At 38.8% G+C, this 24,812-nt stretch carries 19 protein-coding genes and 1 pseudogene; 9 read left to right on the plus strand and 11 right to left on the minus strand.

Annotation, left to right across the window (positions count from 1 at the left end; all coding sequences use genetic code 11):
- Nucleotides 1-19 precede the first annotated feature (19 nt).
- Together L652_RS0119385 and L652_RS0119390 are read left to right on the plus strand one after the other, a co-directional pair.
- Nucleotides 20-3,829: an ATP-binding protein gene (locus L652_RS0119385; RefSeq protein WP_084324658.1), complete on the plus strand. Its 3,810-nt coding sequence runs from the start codon at nucleotides 20-22 to the stop codon at nucleotides 3,827-3,829.
- Entirely contained in the window at nucleotides 3,813-4,712 is a 900-nt protein-coding gene (locus L652_RS0119390; RefSeq protein WP_024596199.1) for a diguanylate cyclase, read from the plus strand. The genes L652_RS0119385 and L652_RS0119390 overlap by 17 nt, the downstream gene beginning before the upstream one ends.
- A 66-nt stretch (nucleotides 4,713-4,778) precedes the next feature.
- Here L652_RS0119390 and L652_RS0119395 read toward each other — a convergent pair whose 3' ends face one another.
- Both L652_RS0119395 and L652_RS0119400 read right to left on the minus strand, forming a co-directional pair.
- On the minus strand, nucleotides 4,779-5,159 hold the full coding sequence (locus L652_RS0119395) for a DUF3192 domain-containing protein (RefSeq protein ID WP_024596200.1): 381 nt from the start codon (nucleotides 5,157-5,159) through the stop codon (nucleotides 4,779-4,781).
- Between the two features lie 185 nt (nucleotides 5,160-5,344).
- Complete coding sequence (locus tag L652_RS0119400; RefSeq protein ID WP_024596201.1) at nucleotides 5,345-6,289, minus strand: D-2-hydroxyacid dehydrogenase; 945 nt, start codon at nucleotides 6,287-6,289, stop codon at nucleotides 5,345-5,347.
- Between the two features lie 389 nt (nucleotides 6,290-6,678).
- Between L652_RS0119400 and L652_RS0119405 the strand changes: the two genes are divergently transcribed.
- Together L652_RS0119405 and L652_RS0119410 are read left to right on the plus strand one after the other, a co-directional pair.
- Complete coding sequence (locus tag L652_RS0119405) at nucleotides 6,679-7,812, plus strand: 1-acyl-sn-glycerol-3-phosphate acyltransferase (protein WP_029753262.1); 1,134 nt, start codon at nucleotides 6,679-6,681, stop codon at nucleotides 7,810-7,812.
- Between the two features lie 105 nt (nucleotides 7,813-7,917).
- Entirely contained in the window at nucleotides 7,918-8,163 is a 246-nt protein-coding gene (locus L652_RS0119410; protein WP_008170756.1) for a DUF1289 domain-containing protein, read from the plus strand.
- Here the strand turns inward: L652_RS0119410 and L652_RS0119415 are convergent.
- The gene (locus tag L652_RS0119415) at nucleotides 8,160-8,858 is read right to left on the minus strand and encodes a transporter substrate-binding domain-containing protein (protein WP_024596203.1); all 699 of its coding nucleotides are present in this window, start codon (nucleotides 8,856-8,858) and stop codon (nucleotides 8,160-8,162) included. The genes L652_RS0119410 and L652_RS0119415 overlap by 4 nt on opposite strands.
- A 119-nt stretch (nucleotides 8,859-8,977) precedes the next feature.
- Between L652_RS0119415 and L652_RS0119420 the strand changes: the two genes are divergently transcribed.
- The 3 genes from L652_RS0119420 to L652_RS0119430 are packed head-to-tail and all read left to right on the plus strand — an operon-like array spanning nucleotide 8,978 to nucleotide 14,128.
- On the plus strand, nucleotides 8,978-9,181 hold the full coding sequence (locus L652_RS0119420) for a DUF3283 family protein (RefSeq protein WP_024596204.1): 204 nt from the start codon (nucleotides 8,978-8,980) through the stop codon (nucleotides 9,179-9,181).
- Nucleotides 9,182-9,195: 14 nt separating this feature from the next.
- Entirely contained in the window at nucleotides 9,196-9,597 is a 402-nt protein-coding gene (locus tag L652_RS0119425; RefSeq protein ID WP_024596205.1) for a GNAT family N-acetyltransferase, read from the plus strand.
- A 25-nt stretch (nucleotides 9,598-9,622) separates the two neighbouring features.
- On the plus strand, nucleotides 9,623-14,128 hold the full coding sequence (locus L652_RS0119430) for an EAL domain-containing protein (protein ID WP_024596206.1): 4,506 nt from the start codon (nucleotides 9,623-9,625) through the stop codon (nucleotides 14,126-14,128).
- Nucleotides 14,129-14,141: 13 nt separating this feature from the next.
- Here L652_RS0119430 and L652_RS0119435 read toward each other — a convergent pair whose 3' ends face one another.
- Nucleotides 14,142-15,095, minus strand: coding sequence for an ion transporter (locus L652_RS0119435; RefSeq protein WP_024596207.1), 954 nt, complete (start codon nucleotides 15,093-15,095; stop codon nucleotides 14,142-14,144).
- Entirely contained in the window at nucleotides 15,095-17,764 is a 2,670-nt protein-coding gene (locus L652_RS0119440; RefSeq protein ID WP_024596208.1) for a bifunctional acetate--CoA ligase family protein/GNAT family N-acetyltransferase, read from the minus strand. Before L652_RS0119440 ends, L652_RS0119435 begins: the two co-directional genes overlap by 1 nt.
- 114 nt (nucleotides 17,765-17,878) lie before the next feature.
- Between L652_RS0119440 and L652_RS0119445 the strand changes: the two genes are divergently transcribed.
- Nucleotides 17,879-18,595 carry an SIMPL domain-containing protein gene (locus L652_RS0119445; protein WP_024596209.1) on the plus strand — a complete coding sequence of 239 codons (717 nt, stop codon included), beginning with the start codon at nucleotides 17,879-17,881 and terminating at the stop codon, nucleotides 18,593-18,595.
- 320 nt (nucleotides 18,596-18,915) lie between these two features.
- Entirely contained in the window at nucleotides 18,916-19,359 is a 444-nt protein-coding gene (locus L652_RS0119450; protein WP_024596210.1) for a hypothetical protein, read from the plus strand.
- Here the strand turns inward: L652_RS0119450 and L652_RS0119455 are convergent.
- The 6 genes and pseudogenes from L652_RS0119455 to L652_RS0119480 form a co-directional block, all read right to left on the minus strand.
- Nucleotides 19,342-20,010, minus strand: a complete 669-nt coding sequence (locus L652_RS0119455; RefSeq protein ID WP_024596211.1) for a hypothetical protein — start codon at nucleotides 20,008-20,010, stop codon at nucleotides 19,342-19,344. The genes L652_RS0119450 and L652_RS0119455 overlap by 18 nt on opposite strands.
- 90 nt (nucleotides 20,011-20,100) lie before the next feature.
- Nucleotides 20,101-21,943 (minus strand): annotated as a pseudogene (locus L652_RS01000000124175) (DUF885 domain-containing protein).
- Nucleotides 21,944-22,011: 68 nt separating this feature from the next.
- On the minus strand, nucleotides 22,012-23,148 hold the full coding sequence (gene hemW, locus L652_RS0119465) for a radical SAM family heme chaperone HemW (RefSeq protein WP_024596213.1): 1,137 nt from the start codon (nucleotides 23,146-23,148) through the stop codon (nucleotides 22,012-22,014).
- Entirely contained in the window at nucleotides 23,145-23,744 is a 600-nt protein-coding gene (gene rdgB / locus L652_RS0119470) for an RdgB/HAM1 family non-canonical purine NTP pyrophosphatase (RefSeq protein WP_024596214.1), read from the minus strand. The genes hemW and rdgB overlap by 4 nt, the downstream gene beginning before the upstream one ends.
- Nucleotides 23,745-23,748: 4 nt before the next feature.
- Nucleotides 23,749-24,192 carry a DUF4426 domain-containing protein gene (locus L652_RS0119475; RefSeq protein WP_024596215.1) on the minus strand — a complete coding sequence of 148 codons (444 nt, stop codon included), beginning with the start codon at nucleotides 24,190-24,192 and terminating at the stop codon, nucleotides 23,749-23,751.
- A gap of 64 nt (nucleotides 24,193-24,256) precedes the next feature.
- Nucleotides 24,257-24,790, minus strand: a complete 534-nt coding sequence (locus tag L652_RS0119480) for a YggT family protein (protein ID WP_002962568.1) — start codon at nucleotides 24,788-24,790, stop codon at nucleotides 24,257-24,259.
- Between the last annotated feature and the right edge of the window lie 22 nt (nucleotides 24,791-24,812).

Genomic DNA, 24,812 nt, shown 5'->3' on the forward strand with positions numbered 1-24,812 from the left:
CGATTGATTTTCGAGCCAAATGGCAGGCAGTACATTGAATTTTTTACCTCTGAAGCATTACTATCGTTCATTATTTATTGCGCTGTTAGTGCCATTGATTGTCGCTTTTTTACTGTGCTTGCACTTATATAATATAAAGCTTGAGCGGACGGTTGAAAAACGCCAAGCTGACTTTACAAATGTTTCAGCACAGGTTACTCACGGGATGGACTCGGTGAGTAATCTACTTACCACCATGTTTAACTTATACGAGCAAGCGACTTATCCCAAAATAAACCAAGATTTGCTCGAAGGCATAAATCAATATGATGGTTACTATTATCGTCATTTTATTGATCAAAGTACGGAAATTGTAGGTAAAGGTGAGTTTGCGTTATCTGCTAAGGCATTAATGCAGTGGCAGCAGGCTATTACATTAGGGCCTTCGTTTAATACAACGCTTGCATTAATGCAGTCGTTATCTGCTGTAGCGTATGTTGATGATAATGGTTTTGCTTATGTAAGCAGGCACAACAAAAGCCAAAGTTTTATGCTTACTGAAATTTTAAATGGAAAATTTAAGCCAAAATTTGCGCAAAACAAACTTACTTCAAGTCCTATTGTTAAAGTGAATGACAATTCGTATTTTGCTATTGGTCGACAACGAAGCACAGGCTCAGCCGATTACATTATTTTAATTTATGATGTTCAAGCAATTTCTGGATGGTTAAAAAAGGTGTCACCGAACAGTGGTGAATACGTTTTTATGAACCAATCGCATCAAATTATCGCCAGCTCTAAACAGATAATAGAGCAAGCGACTGCGTTAAAAAATTATTGGCCAGACTTGGCCAATCATCAGAGTCAAAAAACAGTATTAACTAGTGATAGTAATTACTTTATGCAGCCTATGGATGCGTTACCTATTCACGCAGCATTTTACGAGCACAAACCCCAATTAATAAGCTCAATTAAGTATGAGATATTACTAGAGTTTACTTTTTTAACGCTATTTTTAAGTATTATGTTTGGCGTGTTTTTTTGGTTAAGTCAGCGCATTTTTATAAAGCCGATGACTCACTTAATGTCATACCTTGAGAGTAACGGTACACAACAAGATGAGCAGCTAAATTACAAAGTACCACTGAGCTGGCAACCTTGGTTTTCTAAAGTGAAGCGTGTATTTACTAAAAACAAACAGTTAGTTGATTCATTACAAAGTGCAAATAAAGCTCTGGACGACCAAGTTCAGCTGCAATCAGAAAAACTAAGCCGCAGTTACGAAGCCAAAGAGCGCCACTTAGCTTTACTCAACACTATGCTAAACAGTGTGCCAGATCTTATTTACTTTAAAAACATTGATGGTTCATTCTTAGGATGCAATAAAGCATTTGAGGCGTATATCGGTAAAGATCAAACTGCATTAGTTGGTAAATATGTAGATGATTTAGGTGACAATGATCAGCAAATAAATGCGCTTGAAAAACAAGTATTACAAAACAGAAATAGTGTTGAACAGCGAATAGAAACTGATACAAAATCGTATCAACTTACTATTGCTCCTTTTTATAACGAGCACCAACACCTGTTAGGAACCATGGGTATTGGCCGCGATATTACCGAGCAGCAACAAACATTATTGGCCTTAAAATCATCTGAATCTAAATTTAGAAGTGCAATTGAATTTGCGGCTAACTGCGTGGTTTTACTCTCGCTTGAGCACACAATATTACAAGTTAATAAAGCAGCAAGAAAGCAGTTTTCTGATCAGCCAGTACTAGTTGGGGAGCAGTTGAAAGCATTATTTGATGACTCCCAATGGCAGCAAATAAAAAGCACTTTAGCGCAATTGCTAGATGACAAAAAACGCGTATATCATTTAACGCTTGCTCAAGGGCGCTTAACAAGCTGGTTGCAACTAAGTGTATCGCTTGTCTGGGATGAAAACCGCGATCCAGCTTATTATGTTATACACATTCAGGATGTGAGTGCCTTAACTAAATCAAAACTAGATGCCGAACGAGCAACCCTAGCTAAAAGCCGCTTTATAGCCAATTTAAGTCATGAAATACGTACCCCTTTGAACGCTGTTTTAGGGTTGCTTGATATGTTAATTGAGCAAGGCTTAACGCAAAAGCAATTACAACAAACGGATCAAGCTAAGCATGCAGCACAAAGCTTGTTATTAATGCTTAATAGAATGCTTGATTTTGCACGTATTGAAGGTTCGCAAACCGATTTAAAACAAGCATCTTTTAGCATGGTTGAGCTGGTAGATATTTGTGAAAGCTTAACGGCTCCATTGTGCGAAGGAAAAGGTATTGAGTTTTTTATTGATATTGACCCGCTAATAGCACCTGATTTGATATGCGACAGTATACGTTTGCAGCAAATATTAGGTAACTTATTAACTAATGCCGTTAAGTTTACAAAAACAGGTTCCATTACTTTAAAAATGGAACTTATTGAAAGCGATAGCCTAGAGCAACAGCATATTTGCTTTAAAGTAATTGATACTGGCATGGGTATAGATGAAGCCGATCAAAGTCGCTTATTCGACGCTTTTACTCAAGGTGATGAATCTTCAACCCGCATACACCAAGGGGTTGGGCTAGGTTTAGCTATTGTTAAACATGCAGTATCGTTAATGGGTGGGGAGATTGCTTTAAAGAGTAAAAAAGGCCACGGCAGCGAATTTTATTTCAGTATTAGCTTTTTAGTTGATACCACTAAAAACACAGTGTTACCGACTAATACATTGGCTATTTTATCTGATCAAAGTAAAGAGCTTAAGCAGGTGACAAATGCATATAACGAACTTGCTAATATTAATTTAGATGAGGTACTGAAATACCCAATTAAGCTCTCTAATACTCAAAAAATAATAATTGATGCAGCTGACTTACCTGCACTTTTAAATGTTGAAGCGATTAATGATTCGTTATCAGCTAAAGAAACATCGGTAATTATTATTAATCATCAGCACACACTTAATTTACCGACAAGCGAGCACTTAGCTGCGCATCACGTTAAAGCATCGGCATTAGGGCAAAGGCTATTTAGTTTGAACTCTCAGCAAAAGCCCATAGTCAATACAAGTGCCGCAGTACACAGTGCAACTGAAAGTAAAGCTGATATATCGGGTCTACTTGTATTAGCAATTGATGATAATCAGCTTAACTTAGAAATAATTAGCAGTGTTCTGCGCCAAGCAAACGTAAATGTTGTTACGGCTTTAAGCGCATCAATTGGCATGGAATTATTGCAAGTTTTGAAGCCTGACTTAATATTGATGGATGTGCAAATGCCGAAAATAGATGGCTGTCAAGCAACCGCTTTGATTCGTCAACAGTTTGACGCAAAGCAACTGCCTATTTTTGCTTTAACGGCTCATTGCGAGCCTGCTGATGTAGAACGTTCTTTAAAGTGCGGCATGAATAAACATTTAACTAAACCGGTTGTTGCTAAAGTACTTATTGATGCAATTGCTGATTTAAACTTAGTTAAACCAAGCTTTTTTGAAAAATCATTTGCTTTAACGCAGTTTAGTCTGGATGAAAAGCTACTTAATACGATGATTGATAAGTTTGCTAGCTTGTGCGAAACCCAGCTATCGCAACTAGAAGAAACAACCAATAAGGATGATTTGGTACGTTTAGTGCATAGTATCAAGGGGGTAGCAGGTAATTTAGGTTTTAGACGATTATCACATTGTGCTTTATTGTGTGAAAGAACGCTTAAAACAACTAATAAGCCTATTGAGATTACACTACAAGAGCTTATCATACAGCTAGAACAGGTAATTGTTTTTATAAAAGGGCTAGGGGTTAGGGATGTCGAAAAGAGCTAAAGTACTTATTGTGGATGATGATCCAATCAATAGATTAGTACTTGAAAAAACACTCAAAGCAGAACATGACGTGTTCTTAGTTGAAAGTGGCGAAAAAGCACTGACCTTTGTAAAAACAGCGCAAGTTGATTTAATAATCCTTGATGTAATTATGCCTGGAATTGACGGCTATCAAGTACTTGTGGAGCTTAAAGAAAACCCAATAACTCAGTCTATTCCTATTATATTTATATCAGCCAATCGTAGCCATGATGATGAAGCAAAGGGCTTAGAGCTCGGTGCAATGGACTACATAACCAAGCCATTTAGTCCTTCTATTGTTCGCGTTAGAGTGCGTAACCAACTCCTCATAAAGCAAAAAAATGATTTGCTAGAAATGCTAGCTTCGATAGATGGCTTAACTGAAATACCAAATAGACGCTACCTTGATGAAAACTTATCTCGAGAATGGCGCCGCAGCAAGCGAAGTGGAACACCGCTATCGGTGTTACTTATGGATATAGACCACTTTAAACGTTACAACGATTGCTACGGACACCGTGCTGGCGATGAGTGTTTAAAGAATGTTGCGCAAGCACTTGCGGCTCAATGTGAACGTGGCAGTGACTTTATTGCTCGTTATGGCGGAGAAGAATTTGCTGCTGTGCTACCAAGAATTGATAAGAACGAGGCAATGGAGTTTGCTAATAAATTACGCAATGCTGTAAATGCTTTGAATATAGAACATAAAGCTTCATTAAATGCAGACCACATCACTATAAGTATAGGTATTGCCACTACACAAAGTGGTAAAGTGTATGCTGAGCAAGCATTATTAGAAGAGGCCGATTTAGGCTTATATGCCGCTAAAGATGCAGGGCGAGATAGAATAGTCGCACGCTAAAAACTTAATATACAAAAACGCCAATATTCATATATTGGCGTTTTTGTATCAAACATTTTTTATTGGTTACTGCGTGATCATACCTAAAGCGGTGTCACCAATGCCCACTAACTTATCATTTTTAAATACAAGTGGCGTACATTCATCTTTTGTTGTTTTTGAATCTGAATGCTTGCTATGCGTTACATAAAAAAGTACTTGGTATACATCATCATCTTTTTTTAATAGCTCAGTGAAATTAGGCGTTTTTAATTGCGTTAAAACAGACTGATAGCTGCTATCCATTTTTAGCTCCGATATAACTTCACGATTATTTTTATGCTGTGCTTGCCAGCTTGATGAGTTTTTCCCTGCCCAATGAGTCTCAGCTTCGCCATCTGACACGGCAATAACACAGCCTGTTAAAAATGGAGCGATTAAAGCGGCTGCTAAAAGTGATTTTTTCATTTTTATTTACCTTAATAAGATTTTTAATTGGTTATTAACTGTATTAAAGCAAAGAGTAGACCATATTGATAAGTTGTTATGAATCAGTTTGTTAAGTGAGTTAAGCTGTTTTTATCTAATAAAATATTAAATATATTAGTAAAAACAGCCACTTTTTAGCTTATTTGATTACTACAATAAAATGATTAAACCAAGCGGTTGCGTGATTCGCCCTTACTAAATGCCGCAATATTTAAACTTACTTCATTAATTAAGCGCACAATAGATTCAGTACTTGCCCATGCAATATGTGGAGTAAGTAATAAGTTATTGCCTGTGTAATTAGCAAGTGGATTTGAAGTTTCAGCAGGTTCTTTAGTTAGTACATCAACACCCGCTCCAGCAATTAGGTTTTGCTTAAGCGCTGTTGCTAAGTCGGCTTCGTTAATAATACCACCACGTGCTGTATTAATAATTATAGCGCTTGGCTTCATCATTTTAAGCTCATTAAGTGCGATTAAATCACGTGTTTCATCTGTAAGCGGGCAGTGTACGCTGATTATATCGGCTGTTTTAATGACGTCTTCAAAAGGCGTACGACCATCGCGACATTTAACCCCTTTACGCTCTGCAACAATAACATTAGCGCCAAATGCCTCAGCCACTTTAGCAACGCCTTTGCCTAGCGTACCGCCGCCTATAATGGCAAATGTTTTACCTTGCAAGTCGTTAAAGCTGTAATCGAGTATGCAAAACATTTCACTTTTTTGCCATGCGCCTTGCTGGCAATCCGCCTGATAGCGGTGGGTGTTACCCAGTAAGTTAGTAATTAAAGAAAATGTATGTTGAACAACTGAAGGGGTTGAGTAGCCAGCTACATTAGTTACGGCAATACCAAATTCTTTAGCGGCTTCTAAATCAACATTATTAGTACCGGTTGCACTTACGCAAATTAATTTCAGTTGTGTTAGCTGACTAATTGTATCGCGATTCAAAATTGCTTTATTAGTGATTAATACATCAGCGCCTTGGCAATGCTCAATAACTTGCTCTGGGCTGGTAAGTTCATAAGTCGTTAATTTACCAAGTTGTTCTATACACGAAAGAGATGTTTTAGCTAAAGTTGCGTTATCAAGAATAGTAATGTTCATTATGAGCCCTAAAATAAGTGGATCTGAAAGAGTTAAAATCGTAAAAAAGAGGCTTACGATCCATCAAAAATCTAAAATATGGGCTTAAGGTACTACGAAAGAAAGGCTTTGTTAATGCTATTACTACCAAATGATTAGAGGGCTATGTAGTAGTGGTCTGCCCACTAGCAGATTGAGAACATGGTATTTTGCTAGACTGATCAGTTTTTTTGCACTTATAAGCAAGCCTGTGGTCATAGAAGGTAATTAAACTCGGCTTTAAAGCAAGTTGCTAAAATAAAAAATCGTTTTTTTGGTTATTTCGCATTTTAGATTGGCTGAGTTATAATCGGATATAGACATAAACGGTGCGCTTTAGCGTGCCGTTTTTTAACATTGTAGATGTAGTAATGAGTGAATTAGAAGATAAATACGCAGATATACGCCCATACAACGACGACGAAGTTGCGGCGTCGCTTACACGTTTGATTAACGATGATGCGTTTATTGATGTAATAGCAAAGTATAATTTACCGCGCTTTTTATCGGCAGTGCCTTTTATTGCACGTCCAATGGTAAGAAGTCAGTTACGCAAAAAATGGGGCAAAGTAAGCACCGTCGAAGACGTGCAAAACGAAGTTGCGCAATACTTAGATAAATTAGTAAAGCGCACCACGTCAAAAGTAACCTTTTCTGGGTTAGATCAGTTAGATGCTAACCAGGCCTATTTATTTATTTCAAACCACAGAGACATAGTGCTTGATCCTGCATTAGTAAACTGGGGTTTATATCAACATAAAATGAAAACAGTGCGTATTGCTATTGGCGATAATTTATTGCAAATACCTTACATTACAGAGCTTATGCGTCTAAATAAAAGCTTTATCGTTAAGCGCTCTGCTAAAGCACCAAAAGAGATGTTAAAAGCACTGACTCAATTATCGTCATACATTTACGATTCTGTAGTGGGTGGAAATTCTATTTGGATTGCGCAAAAAGAAGGGCGTGCAAAAGACGGTTTTGATCAAACTGATCCTGCGCTTCTAAAAATGTTGCAATTAAACGGGCGTAAACAAAAGAAAGAGTTTGGCGATTATATTAAAGAGTTAAAAATAGTGCCGGTTTCTATTTCTTATCAATATGAGCCGTGTGCAATTGCTAAGGCTAAAGAGCTTTATCATAAACAGCATCATGGTGAATATATTAAGTCAGCGGGTGAAGATATTGCCAGTATTGTTGAAGGTTTTAGTTCAGCTAAAGGGCATGTGCATTTAGCATTTGGACAGCCAATCGAATCTAAATGTGATAGTGCTGAAGAGCTTGCTAAAACAATTGATAGGCAAATTGTAGATTCGTTTTATTTACACCCAGGCAATTACATTGCTGGTGGCTGTAAAGAGGCGGTAATAGACTCTCCAGATACAGCGACGTTTGAACAGCGTTTAGCCTGTGTACCAGAAGAGTTAAAACCGTTAGTGCTGGCCATGTACGCTAAGCCATTTCACCGTAAAACAGAGATAAATACCAATAGCTGTGAGTATTAATAATCCCAGCTCAACAAAACTAAGCAGCAATTAAATTGCTGCTTTTTTTTTGCTCAAAAATAACGCTATACTAATACCTCCTATTCAACTGGGAGGTACTTATGCATGCAACAAATTGAAATATTTGATATTCCAAGTCCTTGCAAAAGTATTTGCTTAGTTAACAACAGAGGGTATTGCAAAGGGTGTTATCGTAGTCGGGATGAGCGCTTTTCGTGGAATACCTTATCGAACGACCAAAAAAAGAAGGTGCTTAGTTTGTGCCAGCAGCGCTACAAGCGCTACCTTCAAAAAAAGCAGCAAAATGCAGTGCCAAGCACGCAGGCGCAGCAGCAAGGGTTCGACTTTTAAAAGCTTAATCCATATTTGGCTCTTAGTGCGTACACAGTGCCATTGTTAGTTAGGTTAATTAATGACATTTTAAGCTTTTCTACTAAGTTTTCATTACGTTTATTTAAATAATGATAAAGCGGATAAGTACTCAATACTTCTTTTACAAAGCAGCCTTGAGGTGACGGGAGTTCATTGTTTTGCATTATAAAGTTAATCATTAAAGCTCCCTGTACTTTTTTCTGAGCAAGCAAATTAAGTTGGGTATTCATGCTTTTAACTTTAATAATATTCCCTGCAAACTGTGTGCTTACTAAATAATGTTCTTGCACAGGGTAGCCATCAACAATTGCGACGCTATCGAGCTGTTCTAAACTGTTAGGTAAACAGTTTTTATATAATACTAAGTCAAACTTAAATAGCTCATAATCGACTCTAATTAAGTTTTCGTAATTTTTTTCAATGCTTGCATCTCTTCCTAACTGCCCATCAAGTACGCCATTATTTGCAGCGAGCAAAGCATTTTGGTGACTAAAATCGATTATATGTATTTTAAAACCGATATCTGCGTATGCTAACTTTAATAGCTCTAAGGCATAATCAGCTTGAGGTGTACTTTGCGGACGATTAAAAGTGAGGTTGTATTGATGACTAAAACAAGAGGCACTAAAAAATAAATTTACCAATAATAACAAGATACTAAAATGTCTATTCATTATCAGTTCCAATTACTACAGAAATAAATAAAATAAGACGCGTATAATAACAAGGAGATTACCTCTTGCCCAGTTTAGAGGGGGAATCAAATAATCTTAAAAGCGAATGAGGAAGTATTGTGAGTTTTAATTTATGCCTATTACCACGTGAAGAAAAATATCAAATTCAGTTAGATTATGAAGCGTCTTTTTGGGCGTATCAAATTAAGCGTAATAAAAAAACGAGAGAGCAAGTTTACAACACAATCCACAGCCGCCCAGTGGCAGAGCAAATGGTTTTGAAACAAAAATTTGAACAGTATTTAGCGCTAATGCTTAGCTAAATATCGATATAAAAATGTATAAAGTTGAAGTGTTAAATGAACTAAAAACCCCACTTGTGAATAAATTCTACAAAAAGCACAGCGTAAGAGGGCGTGCTAATAAACAAGATAAGGTATGGGTAACTTACTATAATAATGAAATAGTGGCAGCATGTAGGTTACAAGATAAAACAGAGTTTTTATTTTTATCTACCATGTTTGTTGCGCTGGAACATCGCGGTAAAGGGATTGCAAAACAATTGCTTTCAACACTCTTAAAGTCGCAAAATAGAGAGATAAAGACCTTCGCATATGAAAACGTAGCTGATTTATATTGTGCTATTGGTTTTAACCAGGTGTTAACATATACTCTTGCTTTACAAGTACTTTTTGATACTTACAAACATCGAAATATAGTCGCTCTAGAGTACCCATAATAATAAATAATAATATGGAATAAGCATGAGTAAATACGTTAATGGGATCATTAGTTGCTTTGTAGTTTTAATAACTATTCTAAGTTGCCAAGTAGGGGCACAAGTAAAACGTTTATCTCCTAGCGAAGGCTTATCACAAAGCTACGTTAATACAATGCTTATAGACACTAACGGTTACCTTTGGCTTTCGACAGAGGCCGGGCTTAATCGTTATGATGGCTATCAAGTTATTCCAATAAACGGCCCTAATGGTGAGTTAGAAGAGGCGATCATCGATCGTATTTACCAAGACCCTCAAGGGCACATTTGGATAGCCTCTTTACTTGCAGGCCTGTTTAGATACGACCCCGTAACAGATTCATATCAGCAATTTCTAGAAAAACCGACCAGTGAAGAAGAAATTATCAATCAGTCTGTTTTTAGTATGGTGGCCGTTGATAAAAAAACACTTTGGATTGGGCGAGGCCGCGATTTTGCAAAGCTTGATATAGCAACCGGAAAAATAACAACTATTTTTGAGCTTCCGGCTAAATATAAAAATACTCTTGTGAGAAAGCTGTTTGCCTACAATGGTTATATATTTATAGGTACAAGCCATGGTGCATACGTATTTGATATTGCCACCGAGCAAGTTAGACCTCTACAGCATTTAAAAGGTGAAGCTGAACATATTTACCAAAATAATGTGAAGTCTTTCGCATTAGGTGAAAATAAACAGTTGTTAGTAGGGGCGGTACAAGGCTTATACGAAGTTGATATTAGTAACTTATCAAAAATGTTTGAACGCCCAGATTTACCTTTTAAAAGTAAAATATTACTCAATGATTTAAATGTGTGGAGCATAGTAAACGAACACGGAAAAATAGATTTAGCCACCGATAAAGGCTTGTTTAAATTTGATTTAAACACAAAAGAGATGATTAAAAATACCCGAATAGCCCAAAGTAAGTACACACTTGCTGATACCAGTATTATTGATATGGCTAAAGATAAATCGGGTGGTACGTGGGTTGCGACTAAAACTGATGGTGCATTTTACTTATCTCACGACAGCTATCATTTCAATAATGTCGATGGCACTTTGCTCGGAGGTGATGGTTTATCGCATCATTCTATTTGGGGTATTACCGAGTATAAAGACAAGCTTTGGCTTGCAACGCATAATGGTATTACTGAGGTTGATTTAAAAACAAACATTGGTAAAGCTTATTTAAAAGACTACAAAGTTGACTTACTCACCACTGAATTTACCGTATATGAAATAACGCCCTATAAAGATAATTTATGGCTTTATACAAACCGTGGTTTATTTATTTTTGACCCTGTAACGCATCAAGTTAGCGAACCTAAAGTACATAACCCTGCTGATCAAGAGCTGATTACTGGTAGGGTGCATGGCGTTACACTAATGCCAAATGGCGATCTATACTTTGTGCACTCAGATCATGGGGTATTTATATACAATATAGATTCACAGGTAGTAACGCGTTTGGGTGGCCAATTGGATCAATTTGAACCCTTTTTAGCTCATGGCTTTTTACCCGCGTTGAGCAATAAGCCAGACTCGCCACTATTTTTTAATGCTGGAATTTTATATCAAGTAAACCCAAGTGATTTAGCACTTAAAATGATTTACAAAGTGCCAAAGCAGCACGAAAACGTAGCCATTAGCGTGCTTTCTTATTTAATTGATAACAACAATATATTGTGGATATCACTTTCTAATTTTGGCTTGATAGGCCTTGACGCATCTACTTATCAATTAGTACATACAATCGATTTAGAGAAGAATAAATTAGGCACATTGCTTTACGATATGGTGCTAGATGATGATGGCATGATCTGGATGAGTAGCCATAAAGGCATTTGGCGATTAAACCCAGAAACACTTCATTTTCAACAATTTTCTACGTCAGAAGGGCTACTCTCTGCTGAGTTTAATAGTAACGCCATGGCACAGCTCAAAGATGGCCATATTGCGTATGGTAGCTTAAAAGGTTTTACTTATTTTCACCCAATGGAAAACCAAAATTACCAATCACTTATTGATCACGTAAATATTACGCGAGTTGATTTAATGTCACGAGATCTATCGCTTGATTTAAAACAGCCGCTCAACGAAGTTGTGTTAAACCATGATGATATTGGGCTTGAAGTGGCATTTTCGGCCATGGCATTTAGTAATCAAGAACGCATCATTTATGAGTATCAACTCGATAACGGACAAAAAAGTTACACTCGAAATAACAACCGCGTATTGTTTCCAAAATTGAATCCAGGTAATTACCAATTAAAAGTTTGGGCTAAAGACCCCCTGACTGGCGAATATACCTCGCCTGCTATTTTAAAAATAAAAGTAAAGTATCCGCTTTGGCGTGCACCTTATTTTATGGTGCTTTACGCCATGCTGTTTATTGGTTTTGTTGCTATGTGGGTTATGCGCCGTAATAAAATTCAGCGTATTTTATTGGCAGCAAATAAAGAAAGTAAAGAAAGCGAAGCGCGTTTAAAATTAGCACTTGAAGGCAGCGAATCGGGTGTTTGGGATTGGGAGTCGAGCAACCCAAGCATTTACCAACCTCGCTTAGCGAGTGAGTTAAGCTACGAAAATGAAACCGTAAGCCTTGATGAATATTTATCTAAAATTCATCCGCAGGACAAACAGCTATTTCGCTTAGAGTGGCTTGAATTTTTATCTACCGATAAAGGCTACTTTAATTGTACCTACCGCCTGCGCCATGCAAAAGGCTATTGGCGCTGGTATAAGGACTTTGGAAAAGTAGTGGAGTGGGATGATAAAACTCCACAAAAAGTAGCGGGTACTTATACAAATATGACCCGTGAGATGGTGTTTGAAGAACACGCTTTACTATTTACGGCAGCATTTGAGCAAACACGTGATTGGGTGTTTATACTCGATAAAAACTTAAATATTCGGGCTTCTAATAAATCACTGCAAACCGCCTTTAACTTCACCGCTGAGTCGTTATCTAGCCGGACTTTAAATTTAGGTATATCGCGCAGCAATCGTTTTGATTATTTACGCATTATGCAAAAGCTATCTGTTGGGGAGCATTTTTCGTGCGAAGACAGTGTGGTTTTAGCTAATGGTGAATCGCGTCATGTACTTGTGAAAATAAGTGCAGTGGCCGATAACGAGCAGCGCCTTAATAGTTATGTCATTATTTTAACCGATATAAACGCACAAAAATCAGCTGAAAACGAGCTGCACCTATTGGCCAACTACGATGCCTTAACTGGGCTGCCAAATCGTACATTATTTAATGACCGCGTTGAACACGCCCTTGAACAAGCAAAACTGCATGGATGCAAAGTGGCTTTGTTACATATCAATATTAAACGTTTTAAATACTTTAATGACTCATTAGGGCACGAAGCGGCTGATGAGCTAATTAAAGAAGTTGCTGAGCGCTTAAAGTGCTCTTTGCGACCATCGGATAGTGTTGCGCGATTTGGTGGCGATGAGTTTGTCGTGTTAGTAGAAGATATTCATCAGATAGAGCAAGTACTTATAATATGTACTAAGTTGATGGATTGCGTGAATCAAAATATTGCGATTAATGGTCAAGTTGTAAACGTTAATTTAAGTATTGGTGTGTCGATATCGCCAGATGACGCAGAGCAAGGCCCCGCACTTTTAAAAGCTGCGAGCATAGCGTTATATCATGCAAAAGACTCTTTAGAAGGGCGCTACCAGTTTTATAAGCAAGAGATGAACCAGCATGTTCAAAGAGCGCTGCATCTTGAATCTCAGCTTACTAGAGCGTATCGAGAAGAAGAGTTTTGTAATTACTATCAGCCTATTATTAATGCTAAGAGCCAAAAAACAGAAGGCTTTGAAGTGCTGCTGCGTTGGCCCGAAAATAAACTAGTACAAACTCAAGAGTTTTCGCTGGCTGCAGAGGGGATAGGCTTAATTACAAAAATTATGCTGCAGACCTTTGCGCGCGCTTTATTGGAGTTAAAAGAGTGGCGAAAAGCCTCACCTCACTTGTATCTTTCTATTAATTTATCGGCGCTCGATTTTGAATTCGAAGATTTAGTACCCGAGATTAGAAATGCGCTAAATCATGCGCAGGTATCATCAGAAGCCATTGTTTTTGAAATAACAGAATCTGTACTTATGCGCGACTCTCATCAAGCTCTGCAAAGCATGGAGCAACTTAAAAAGCTAGGTTGCAAGCTCTACATGGATGACTTTGGTACGGGGTATGCATCGCTCACTTATTTAAAGCGCTTTCCGATTGATGTATTAAAAATTGATAGGAGCTTTGTAGAAGATATTGGGATTGATTCTGACGACGAAGCCATTATTCAGTCAACCCTTGCATTGGCCCACAGCTTAGGAAAAGAGTGTGTTGCGGAGGGTGTAGAAAGCTCGCATCAACTTACCTTTTTAAAGGCTCGAGGATGCAAGCATTTCCAAGGGTATTTGTTTAGTAAACCGGTACCAAATAACGAAGTGCTGGCACTTATTAATCGCGATTGGAGCGATATTTTCAATCAATAATAGCGATAGAAAATTAAGGGCGTTTACCACAATGGCGACAATAAATATGACTATTGTGCTGATTGAGTTGGGTCTTAATCGCTTTATTGGCCTCAAGTTTACTTAGCCCTAATTTGTAGCGTAGATCTTCTAAGTGTTCGTGTTGGGCTTGGTTAAGTGTGCCATCTTGAATTTGTTCATGCACTGCATCCTCAAAAAATTGGCGGCGCTTACGTATTTGTTCTGAAAAGCTAGACGCCAATAACCCTGTAGGAATTGCGACCATGCCCATGCTTAGCAATGTGATCACACCGCCAAAAAATTTCCCCATTGCCGTTATAGGCACTACATCCCCATAGCCCACGGTAGTTAGCGTTGCCATTGCCCACCACATAGCCGCAGGAATAGAGCCAAAAGTATCTGGCTGTATATCGTGCTCAATTAAATAAATTCCGCATGAAGCTAAAATAAGCACGACGGCCATTATAAAAAAAGCAGCCATTAATGAACTACCTTCATCCATAAATGCTTGTAACAATAACTGCATTGCACGGGAGTAACGAGTGAGTTTAAATACTCTTAATAACCTAAGTACGCGTAAAAAGCGTAAATCGAGCGGGAATAAAAACATCATTAAGCTAGGTAAAATAGCAATTAAATCAATAAGTGCCAGTGGCGATAAAAAATATTTTAATCTGCGTTTACTGTTCGAGCCTTCCATTGCTACATATTGTGTTTTATCTATACAGGCCCAAAGTCTGGCTAAGTATTCAACAGCAAAAATAGCGACAGAGACAATTTCTAAAACTAAAAATTCGTCATAATATTTAAGCGCCACACTGGGAATAGACTCAATAACAATGGCTACAACGTTAATCATTATTATGCTAATGAGTGCAATATCAAGAATATGCCCTGAACGTTGATATTGACCTGTACCTTCAAACAGGCAAGCCATTTTTTGGCGTAAAGTTTGCGGTTCATTCATTATTTAAGTTTAAGTACCATGTTAATACTGCCTTCTTCAAAGTCGCGACTAATTTTAAAACCTAACTTACGGGCAAGCTCAATCATCCCCGTATTCTCTGGTAAGGTTATGCCTTCAATCGATTCCACACCTTGGCGTTTACAGTGGTTAATTGCAGCACTCATTAGTATGCGACCAAGCCCTAAACCTTGGCAATCTGAGCGTACTACAATGGCAAACTCAGCATGCAGGTTATCGGGGTCCATAATAACGCGAGACACACCCAGTGTACGAGTTTTACCTTCAAAGCGTTGGCAAACAATAAACGCCATTTCGCGGTCATAATCAATTTGGGTCATTTTAGCGAGTTGGTCGTGGTTAAATTGTGGTAGTTCGCCAAAAAAGCGTTTATATCTGTCCTCTTTATTAAGTGACTCGTCAAATGCTTTATGGGCTTGTTCATCTTCTGGCTTTATCGGTCTGAGCGTAGCTTGGGTGTTGTTTTTAAGCGTTACCACTTCAACAAGTTCAATAGGGTAGGGACGAATAGATAAGCGCTTACGATTGATCTGAGTTTGATAGCGGCTAAGTGTCATGGTGGCATCGAGCACTAAAAATTGACCATTACTGGCAAGTATAGGATTTAGTTCCATTGAGCTTATGTCAGGTTGATCAATAACTAACTGAGAAATACGCGTTAGCAGTGCACACAAACGATACTTATCAACTTTTTCGGGGAGTATGCGCTCCTTTAATACGCCTTTATCGTGCGCTGCGGCAATTAAATATTTTGCTAAGTTCATATTCAGAGGGGGCAGAGCAACGGCGGCTTGCGCATATTCAAGGCCGGTGCCTGCTTCACCTAGTAATATAACAGGGCCAAAATTAGGCTCGGTTTTAATCGCAATTCGCAGCTCATTAGCGCCTGCTCGCGGCGCCATTTTTTGTAATGAAAACCCTTCAATAACAGCATCCGGATACGTATTTTTAATACGGATAAGCATCGCAAAAGCAGTTTGTTCAACCTCGTTGGCGTCGTTTAAGTTAAGTACCACACCACCTACTTCAGACTTCGAAGCAATACTTGGGCTAATAAGTTTTAACGCGACCGGAAAACCAAGCTCAATGGCTTGCTCTTTGGCTTCTGTTGGGGTGTAAGCCACTTCAGTTTGAATGCATTTAATACCATAGTGGTTTAATACTTGGCTTGCCTGATGAGTAGGTAAGTAGCTTTGTGCATCATCTAAAAACTCATTAATAAGGGTTCTAGCTGCCACCTTATTTATTTTAGCGTCATCAGTGTTCGACTCGGGTGTTTGCGTTAAATGCTTTTGGTTACGACGATACGTTACCAAGTGCATAAATGCACCAACAGCCCCCTCTGGTGTTCTATAAGTGGGTATTGCGTTGTTTGAGCACACTTTTCTGGCAGCGTAAGATGCGTCTTCACCCATAAAGTTAGTTATAACGTAAGGGCGCGCCATTTTAGGTAATGTTTGTAAGGTTTCTACAATAATGTTGGCGTAGTCTTCGCTGGGCGCAAGCGCTGAGGGAGTATGGATAATCAGTAAGTTTTTAACTTCTTTTGCGTGCAGTAAAACTTCTAATGCTTGCTTATAACGTGCAGGTGCTGAGTCGCCAAAAATATCCACAGGGTTTGAGGTGGTTTCGGATTGTGGGATGACTTTATTTAGCGCATTTCGGGTCTCAATGCTTAGCTCTGCTAATTTACCGGAGCTTTGAATTAGCTCATCAACGGCCATAACACCCGGGCCGCCACCATTAGTTAAAATAGTCAGTTGCTCTACTTTTAATAATTTGGGGTGCATGGCGAGTGTTTGTGTCGCTGCAAACAGTTCACGTAAGTCATTTACGCGCAGCATACCAGCGCGTTGAAATAACGCATCGTAAACAGCATCAGAGCTTTGCTTTCCGCCGGTGTGAATTTCGGCCGCGAGTGCGCCGGCACTTGTTTTACCTGTTTTAATCGCAATTACAGGTTTGCTAAAGGCCGCAGCTCTTGCTGCTGATATAAAGCCACGAATATCTTCAATGTTATCAATGTAGAGTAAAATAGCTTTGGTTTTAGCATCGCGACCTAAAAAGTCGAGTAGTTCATTAAAGTTTATATCAAGGCAATCGCCTACTGATACAAAATATGAAAAGCCAATTTCTTTGTTTTTAGCCCAATCTAAAATGGTTGAGCATACTGCTGCTGATTGCGATACAAATGCTATTTTACCTGGGCTTGCCACGGTATGTGAAAAGCTCGCATTTAACCCAATATGAGGGATCAGCAAGCCTAAACAGTTGGGTCCAAGCAAAGTAACTTGCTTGGCTTGAGCGCATGCTTCAAGCGCGCTTTTTTGCTCCCCAGACAGCCCATCGGCAATAACAATAGCGGTTTTACAGCCAAGCTCTCCAAGCTGCTCAATAATATCAATTAAGGTGTTTTTGTTAGTACAAATAACAGCAAGGTCGGGTACTTTTGGTAAGTCAGCAATAGAAGGGTAAGCAAGTACGCCATGTACTGCGCTATGGCTTGGAGTAACAGGCATTATCGGCCCTTTAAAGCCACCTTGAAGTAAGTTGCGCATAACCACAAAACCAGCCCGAGTTGATATGTTAGAGGCGCCAATAACGGCCACTGAGCTTGGGTTAAAAAATTGGGTTATACGCTTAAGGCTCATGGTTTTTCCTAGGCTGATTAAATTTTGCGTTATTTATAGTTTCAATGTACCCTGTTTACTGTGTTATTTCGAGCGTCTCGATGCTTATTATTGATATCAATCAAGGAGATTATTGTGAATAAAACCCCCGGTTTTTACATTGTTATAGCGGCTATTTGTTTAAGTATAGGCTTAATTAGCTTAGGGTTTATTTTAAAAAGTACCGCTTTGAGTGTGAAAGGAATGGAACGTACTGTGCAGGTTAAGGGATTGGCCGAGCGAGAAGTAATAGCCGATACGGTAATTTGGCCTCTGCAATTTAGTGATGCCGACAATAATCTTGAAAAATTAGTAAGCCGGGTTGAGAAAAAAAATGATGCGGTAACTGCTTTTTTAAAACTCCATGGTTTTGACAACGATGAAATAACAATAGGTAGCCAGTCAGTTATTGATAAGCAAGCACGTGAATACAGTAATGAAAATCAACAATTTAGATACATAGTGCGCTCAAATATTATTGTTTATTCTGCTGCGCCAGATAAAGTGCAAAACGCGCTGAGTAAAGTAAGCCAGCTTGCTAAACAAGATATCGCAATAGTGCAAGATAGCTACGAAACAAAAGTTGAATACATCTTTACTGGCCTCAATGATGTAAAGCCTGCGATGGTGCAAGAAGCAACTGAAAAAGCGCGTGAAGTCGCTAATAAATTTGCTAAAGACTCTAATTCAAAATTAGGCAAAATAAAAACAGCTCGCCAAGGGCAATTTAGTATCAGTAATCGAGATTCAAACACACCGCAAATAAAAAATATAAGAGTGGTAACCAGTGTTGAATATTACTTAAATGACTAGGGCCTGTTGACCTTTCAGAATTAAAATTTGTTCAATCTAGGTGCGATTTAATCGCGGCGTGAGGTTTGTAACCTAGCGGGCTAAGTAAAAACCGAGCTAAGCTTCCGCGTCCTGCTCACGCCCCTTACCTACATCCATGTAGGCAACAAAGAGTAAATTGCCCCTAGGCAGAACCCTTCGGCAGCGCATGTTTGGCATTTATTCCACGTTACCGCCTATTTATGGGAAATAACCACACTGCATAGGCTCTGCCTTGCCTAAATACCAAACATACTGCTGCAAATTTAACCTCGAAAGATAAATAGGCTCTAGGAAATAATATGTCAGAGTCTAAATATGGTCAGTTTGTACTGGCGCCCCGTTCGTATTTTTTCACTGCTATAGCGAGCGTAGTATTTGCGTTTATAGGCTTTAGTTATAATGCATGGCGGGTGGAGGCAAGTGAAGATAACAACAATACACGCATTGTTAGCTTTCAAATTTTACAAGAACTAGCCGAGCTTGAGCTTATTGTATTTGCAGCACATTACGATAATAACAAAATAGATGGCAGCCCCAGAAAAGGCTGGGTTAAAGTTAACTTAATTCATGACTTAAGCTACTTAGCCGTTGATAAAGTACATTTAAAAACAAAAGACTTACAAAAGGTCTGGCAAACAAATTGGCCAAATATGGTTGATCACCAAAGTGCTGCGCAATCTATTACACATGCCATAGACAGTGTGCGTACAGAAGTTGTGAGTGAATTAAAGCGCCTTGATTAAGTGAGCAACTTGCGCCGTTGAGCGTTGCAAGTAAGCGGCGCTCAGTAAAATTGTGGTCTCGTTAACTTTTTGCCCTTTTATTACGTTGGTAAGCTGCTGTTTAGCGTTAGGATTTTGTTTTTGCTCTATTTCCATTAATGCTAACAAAGCTGAAAATTCATGCTTTACCGGTGTGCTAGGTTTATTTGCATAGGCTATGTAGCAGGCAACCGGTGTTAAGCCATGAGAGTTGGGCTGCGCCAGCGCTTTAGCTAACTCATCATTTGATTCAAACAACATCAAAGAGCGCACATAGTTAAATGGCAGCTTTGTAGCATCGGCATGCTTAAACACATTGTGCAGTACGTTATTTCCTTGTGTATCTTGTACTAAAAAGCCTTTATTTACTCTCAGCGCTGGGGTAAAAAAACTCAATGCGTCAATATTAGTGAGTTGATTAATAAATGGAGAAGGTGCTGTATTAGTACTTAGTATACGGGTTGCTATGTTTTGCATAAAGTCATACTTAACACTCAACCGTTGGGCACTGTCATATAAATGGTTAAGCTGCAAAGTTTGCTGAGCAGGGCTTAACTGCTTAAAGTCGTTATCGAGCTCATTTAACTGCTGCTTTGAAATACGCGCATTAAGTAGTTGTATGCTTAAATCCATTATTATTTCCAAAAATCTTTTTTACTACTATAAAACAAAAAAGGCCGCAAATGCGACCTTTCATATTTAAAGCAATTGTTTAAATTGGTTTTAAGCCTTTTTGCTTGCTACCCATTCATTTACAAAATTTTCTAGTACATTTAGTGGTACAGGACCATTTTTAAGTACTACGTCGTGGAACTGGCGAATATCAAATTTATCACCCAGTTGCTTTTTAGCGTCTTCACGAAGTTCTAGAATCTTAAGCATACCCACTTTATAAGCCGTTGCTTGTGAAGGCATTACAATGTGACGCTCAACCATTTTAACACCGTCAGATGTTGCATTAGGCGTGTTATTTACGTAGTAATCAATACCTTCTTGGCGAGTCCACTTCATTGCGTGAATACCCGTATCAACTACTAGACGACATGCGCGCCATAATTCCATTGAAAGACGACCAAAATCTGAGTAAGGGTCTGAGTACATGCCCATTTCTTTAGGAATGAACTCTGAGTATAAACCCCAGCCTTCAATATACGCTGTGTAGCCACCAAACTTACGGAATTTAGGAACACCTTCTAACTCTTGCGAAATAGCTATTTGCATGTGGTGTCCTGGAATACCTTCATGGTAAGCCAGTGCTTCCATTTGATACGTTGGCATTGCTTCCATGTCGTAAAGGTTTGCGTAGTAAACACCTGGGCGTGAACCATCCGGAGCTGGCTGTTGGTAAAATGCTTTACCTNCCTGCCGCTTTTTCACGGAATGCTTCAACTGCTTTTACTTTTAAATCAGCTTTTGGCTTAACAATGAATAGCTCATCTAAACGCGTTTTCATTGTATCAATAAGCCCAGTGGCTTCATCAAGATAGCGTTGTTTACCTTGTGCATCATTAGGGTAGTAAAATTGCTTGTCAGTTTTCATAAACTGCATAAACGCTTTTAAGTCGCCTTTAAAGCCCACTTTGTCTTTAATTTCACGCATTTCATCATGAATACGTGTCACTTCAGATAGACCAATTGCATGAATTTCTTTAGCCGTTAAATCTGTTGTAGTTGTGCGCTTAAGTGCGTTGTTATAAAACGCTTCGCCGTCAGGTAGTTTCCATGCGCCATCGCGATCATCAGCACGTTTCTCAAGCTGCGCTAGGTAATTAATTAGCTTAGAGTAAGATGGTTTAACAGCCGATTTTAATGCATCCGATGCATCGCTGATTAACGAGTCTTTTTCGTCTTGGCTAATCTCAAGCGCTGTTACTTTACGTTTAAAGTCAGCAAGCAATGTAGAATCATCGCCTTTTTCAAACGGTGCACCGTGAATAATGTTTTTGCTTGAATCAATAACATGTGGGAACACAAATTTAGGGGCAATGATGCCTTTTTCTGCACGTACAGTTAAATCAATAATAAGCTGATCAATAACACCAGTTACACCATTTAGGCGTGAAATGTAGTCTTTAGCTTCTTTTACATTACTAATTGAGTGCTGATTAATTAAAAATGCAGGGATCATAGAATGTGTACCAAACATTTGGTTCACAGGGTAGTTATGGTAACGCCATTTAAAGTCAGCAATTGAGCTTTCAAGATCTTGTTTTTTTAAGTCGTAGCTAACTTTTGTCGCATCATCTAATAAATCACGGCTAATTGCTTTTAGTGCAACGAGGTCAGCTTTTGTTTGCGCTAAATCTTTAAGCTGTCTTTCTTCGCTGCCATCGTCCCACTTATCGTAATCTTGCTTAATACCCATGTATGTTTGATATACAGGACTGCTCATTACATCGCGGTTAAATGTATCTTCAAAAAACGCATTGGCTTTGTCTATTTCACTTTGTTGTGATTGAACTGCTGTTTGTGCAATAGGAGCTGAAGTCGCTTGTTGTGTTGTTTGCTGGCAACCAGCAAGTAGTGCAACGCTTACTGCGGCCGCAATAAAGGTAAGTTTACGCATTGTTTTCCCTTTTGTTGTTAGAAACCCATTAGGGTGTTTTATATTTATTTTTTGTGTAGCGCTGGGCGCTACACAAATAATTCTAGCAGGTCATTCAAAAAGCGATGACCTTTTAAGCTTACCTGCCAATGACTGCCTGTTTGAGTCAATAAACCTTTATTAATTGCTTGGTTTAATGCACTTTGCTGACTTTGCAGTGGCAGTGTTGTTAATTTATTAAAATCATTAATTGGGCAAGGCTCAACAAGGCGAAAGCGATTCATAAAAAATTCAAACGCTAAATCGTCTTGCTCTACATGCCAGCTTTTGTACATATACGGTTTAATTAAATCCATATAGCCGCGTGGGTGTTTAACCTTTTCGGTACGCGTAATAAGCCCTGTATTTGCATCAGTAACCTTACCATGCGCGCCGCAGCCAATACCGAGATAATCGCCAAAACGCCAATAATTCAAGTTATGTTGGCACTGATAGCCTGGTTTTGCATAGCCTGATATTTCGTATTGTATGTAACCTGCTTGAGCTAGTAACTCGACCCCTTGTTCTTGAATGTCCCACAGTGTTTCGTCTTGTGGCAAGGTGGGAGGTTTTGATGCAAACTGAGTATTAGGTTCAATAGTTAGTTGATACCAAGATATATGCGGAGGATCTAGCGCTATTATTTGCTTTAAATCACTCAGTGCATCGTCAAGTGTTTGCCCCGGTAAGCCGTGCATTAAATCAAGGTTAAAGCTGTTTAAACCGGCTTCTTTAGCTTGCTGCGCAGCATAATTAGCCTCGTCGCAGCCATGAATCCGACCAAGTGCTTTTAACTTGTCGTTTTGCATGCTTTGCACGCCAATAGAAATACGGTTAATACCTGCTTTTACGTAATCTTTAAAACGACCTGTTTCTACTGTGCCAGGGTTGGCTTCAAGGGTAATTTCGCAGTTGTCTTCAAGTCCAATTAGGCTATCGACTTCTTTTAGTAAGCGGGTGTAAGCTGTACCAGTTAATAAGCTTGGAGTGCCGCCACCAATAAAAATGCTGTGAATTTTACGCCCTTGCACTAAGTGCAAATCAGCTTTTAAATCATCAATTAAATGCTGAACATATTCAGCTTCAGGTATTTCACCTTTTTGTCCGTGGCTATTAAAATCGCAGTACGGGCATTTTTGCACGCACCAAGGCACGTGCACATATAAGCTCAGTGGTGGAAGGTTCACAGGCCGCCTTTTTGCTTTAGCTCTAGCAATAATTTTTGTAGCGCTTGTCCGCGATGACTCACTGCATTTTTTTGCTCTTTTGTAAGCTCAGCACTCGTACAATTTTTCTCTGCTACAAAAAACACCGGATCGTAACCAAAGCCACCGTTGCCATTTTGAGTGAGCGTAATTTCGCCTTCCCAGCTTGCACTGCAAATAAGTGGAGTAGGGTCATCTGCGTGGCGCATTAATACCAGTACACACCAAAAACGTGCACTACGGATAGGGTTATTACCCAAATCAACGAGTAACTTATCAATGTTATCTTGATCGCTGGCACCTAGGCCTGCAAAGCGGGCTGAGTAAACACCGGGTGCGCCATTTAAGCCATCAACTTCTAAACCAGAGTCATCGGCAATAGCTGCCATGCCAGTAATTTTAGCGGCATGGCGTGCTTTAATAATGGCATTTTCAACAAAGGTAGTGCCGGTTTCGGCAACTTCACTTACATTAAAATCGCTCTGTGGAACTACATTAATATTCAGAGAGCTTAGCATGTTAGCTAGCTCTTTTACTTTGCCAGGGTTACCTGTAGCAAGTACTAAAGTTTTGGTCATGTTATTAATCTACGTAAAATTTTTGCTGAAACTGTAATTTTTGAAATTGATTACTTTGTTGTATTTCAATCTCAAAGCGTAAAATCTCTTCGTTGGTGTAATCAACTTGGGCAAGGTAATAAATTGACTCACCTTCTTTTACTTCTTTAAAAGTAAGCGTTTGCTTGTTGCCAAGTAGGTTTTTAGCTGTGCCTGTAAGCTTTGCCGTTTGGGCTGTGTTTTCGGCATCATTTTTTAAAACAGAAATATTCACAATGCCTTTGTATCCGCTTCGCTCAAGGCCATACGCTTTCGCTATTTTTGGCTGAATAAAAGTAGAAGGAAAAGCGATGTAATGCACTTGCCAAGGGCCAAGCTCTTTGTATTGTGCGCCTTGCATTTCTTCGCTTTGCGCGTTAAATGCAAATGCTAAACAAGCAATAAAACAAAACTTAATTAAACGGTTCATTATGTATTCCTCAAAACATATAAAAAAGAGGCCTTTGGGCCTCTTTTACTCAAAAATTAAGTGCTTAGACTAAAAAGTCCATAAGCAACATTTGCAAAAACTGAATACCAATAATAAGCACTAAAACTGATAAATCTAAGCCACCCATTGATGGTAATATTTTACGAATTGGTTTTAGCATTGGCTCAGTAAGCTGATGGAAAACCGCTTCTATAGGGTTATAACCTTGGCTAACCCAACTTAAAATAGCGCGAATAATAAGTACCCAAAAAACTAAGTTAAGGCCTTCTTTTAGTACCGTTATAAGTGCTTGAATAAGTACAGGCTGTATTGCCCACGCATTATATATAACAAGCATTAAAGTACTAATTTTGGCTACAGCCACTATAAATGCCAGCAACAAAGATGCTAAATCAAGTCCGCCAAACCCCGGAATGATTTTACGCAGTGGTTTTACCGCAAACGACGTGGCTTTAACCACAAACTGGCTCATTGGATTATAAAAGTCGGCTTTTGCCCACTGCAGCCAAAAGCGCAGTAATACCACCATTAAAAACAAATCAAACAGGGTACTGATCAAAAATTGCATGGCATTCATAGTGTAACCTTCAATAAAAAAG

This window comes from Pseudoalteromonas sp. TB25 (assembly GCF_000497995.1).
Taxonomy (GTDB): domain Bacteria; phylum Pseudomonadota; class Gammaproteobacteria; order Enterobacterales; family Alteromonadaceae; genus Pseudoalteromonas; species Pseudoalteromonas distincta.

Excerpts from the sequence above, each read along its gene's own strand:
- L652_RS0119385 (WP_084324658.1), top strand. The coding sequence starts at position 20 with ATGGCAGGCAGTACATTGAATTTTTTACCTCTGAAGCATTACTATCGT.
- L652_RS0119390 (WP_024596199.1), top strand. The coding sequence starts at position 3,813 with ATGTCGAAAAGAGCTAAAGTACTTATTGTGGATGATGATCCAATCAAT.
- L652_RS0119395 (WP_024596200.1), bottom strand. The coding sequence starts at position 5,159 with ATGAAAAAATCACTTTTAGCAGCCGCTTTAATCGCTCCATTTTTAACA.
- L652_RS0119400 (WP_024596201.1), bottom strand. The coding sequence starts at position 6,289 with ATGAACATTACTATTCTTGATAACGCAACTTTAGCTAAAACATCTCTT.
- L652_RS0119405 (WP_029753262.1), top strand. The coding sequence starts at position 6,679 with ATGAGTGAATTAGAAGATAAATACGCAGATATACGCCCATACAACGAC.
- L652_RS0119410 (WP_008170756.1), top strand. The coding sequence starts at position 7,918 with ATGCAACAAATTGAAATATTTGATATTCCAAGTCCTTGCAAAAGTATT.
- L652_RS0119415 (WP_024596203.1), bottom strand. The coding sequence starts at position 8,858 with ATGAATAGACATTTTAGTATCTTGTTATTATTGGTAAATTTATTTTTT.
- L652_RS0119425 (WP_024596205.1), top strand. The coding sequence starts at position 9,196 with ATGTATAAAGTTGAAGTGTTAAATGAACTAAAAACCCCACTTGTGAAT.
- L652_RS0119430 (WP_024596206.1), top strand. The coding sequence starts at position 9,623 with ATGAGTAAATACGTTAATGGGATCATTAGTTGCTTTGTAGTTTTAATA.
- L652_RS0119435 (WP_024596207.1), bottom strand. The coding sequence starts at position 15,095 with ATGAATGAACCGCAAACTTTACGCCAAAAAATGGCTTGCCTGTTTGAA.
- L652_RS0119440 (WP_024596208.1), bottom strand. The coding sequence starts at position 17,764 with ATGAGCCTTAAGCGTATAACCCAATTTTTTAACCCAAGCTCAGTGGCC.
- L652_RS0119450 (WP_024596210.1), top strand. The coding sequence starts at position 18,916 with ATGTCAGAGTCTAAATATGGTCAGTTTGTACTGGCGCCCCGTTCGTAT.
- L652_RS0119455 (WP_024596211.1), bottom strand. The coding sequence starts at position 20,010 with ATGGATTTAAGCATACAACTACTTAATGCGCGTATTTCAAAGCAGCAG.
- rdgB (WP_024596214.1), bottom strand. The coding sequence starts at position 23,744 with ATGACCAAAACTTTAGTACTTGCTACAGGTAACCCTGGCAAAGTAAAA.
- L652_RS0119475 (WP_024596215.1), bottom strand. The coding sequence starts at position 24,192 with ATGAACCGTTTAATTAAGTTTTGTTTTATTGCTTGTTTAGCATTTGCA.
- L652_RS0119480 (WP_002962568.1), bottom strand. The coding sequence starts at position 24,790 with ATGAATGCCATGCAATTTTTGATCAGTACCCTGTTTGATTTGTTTTTA.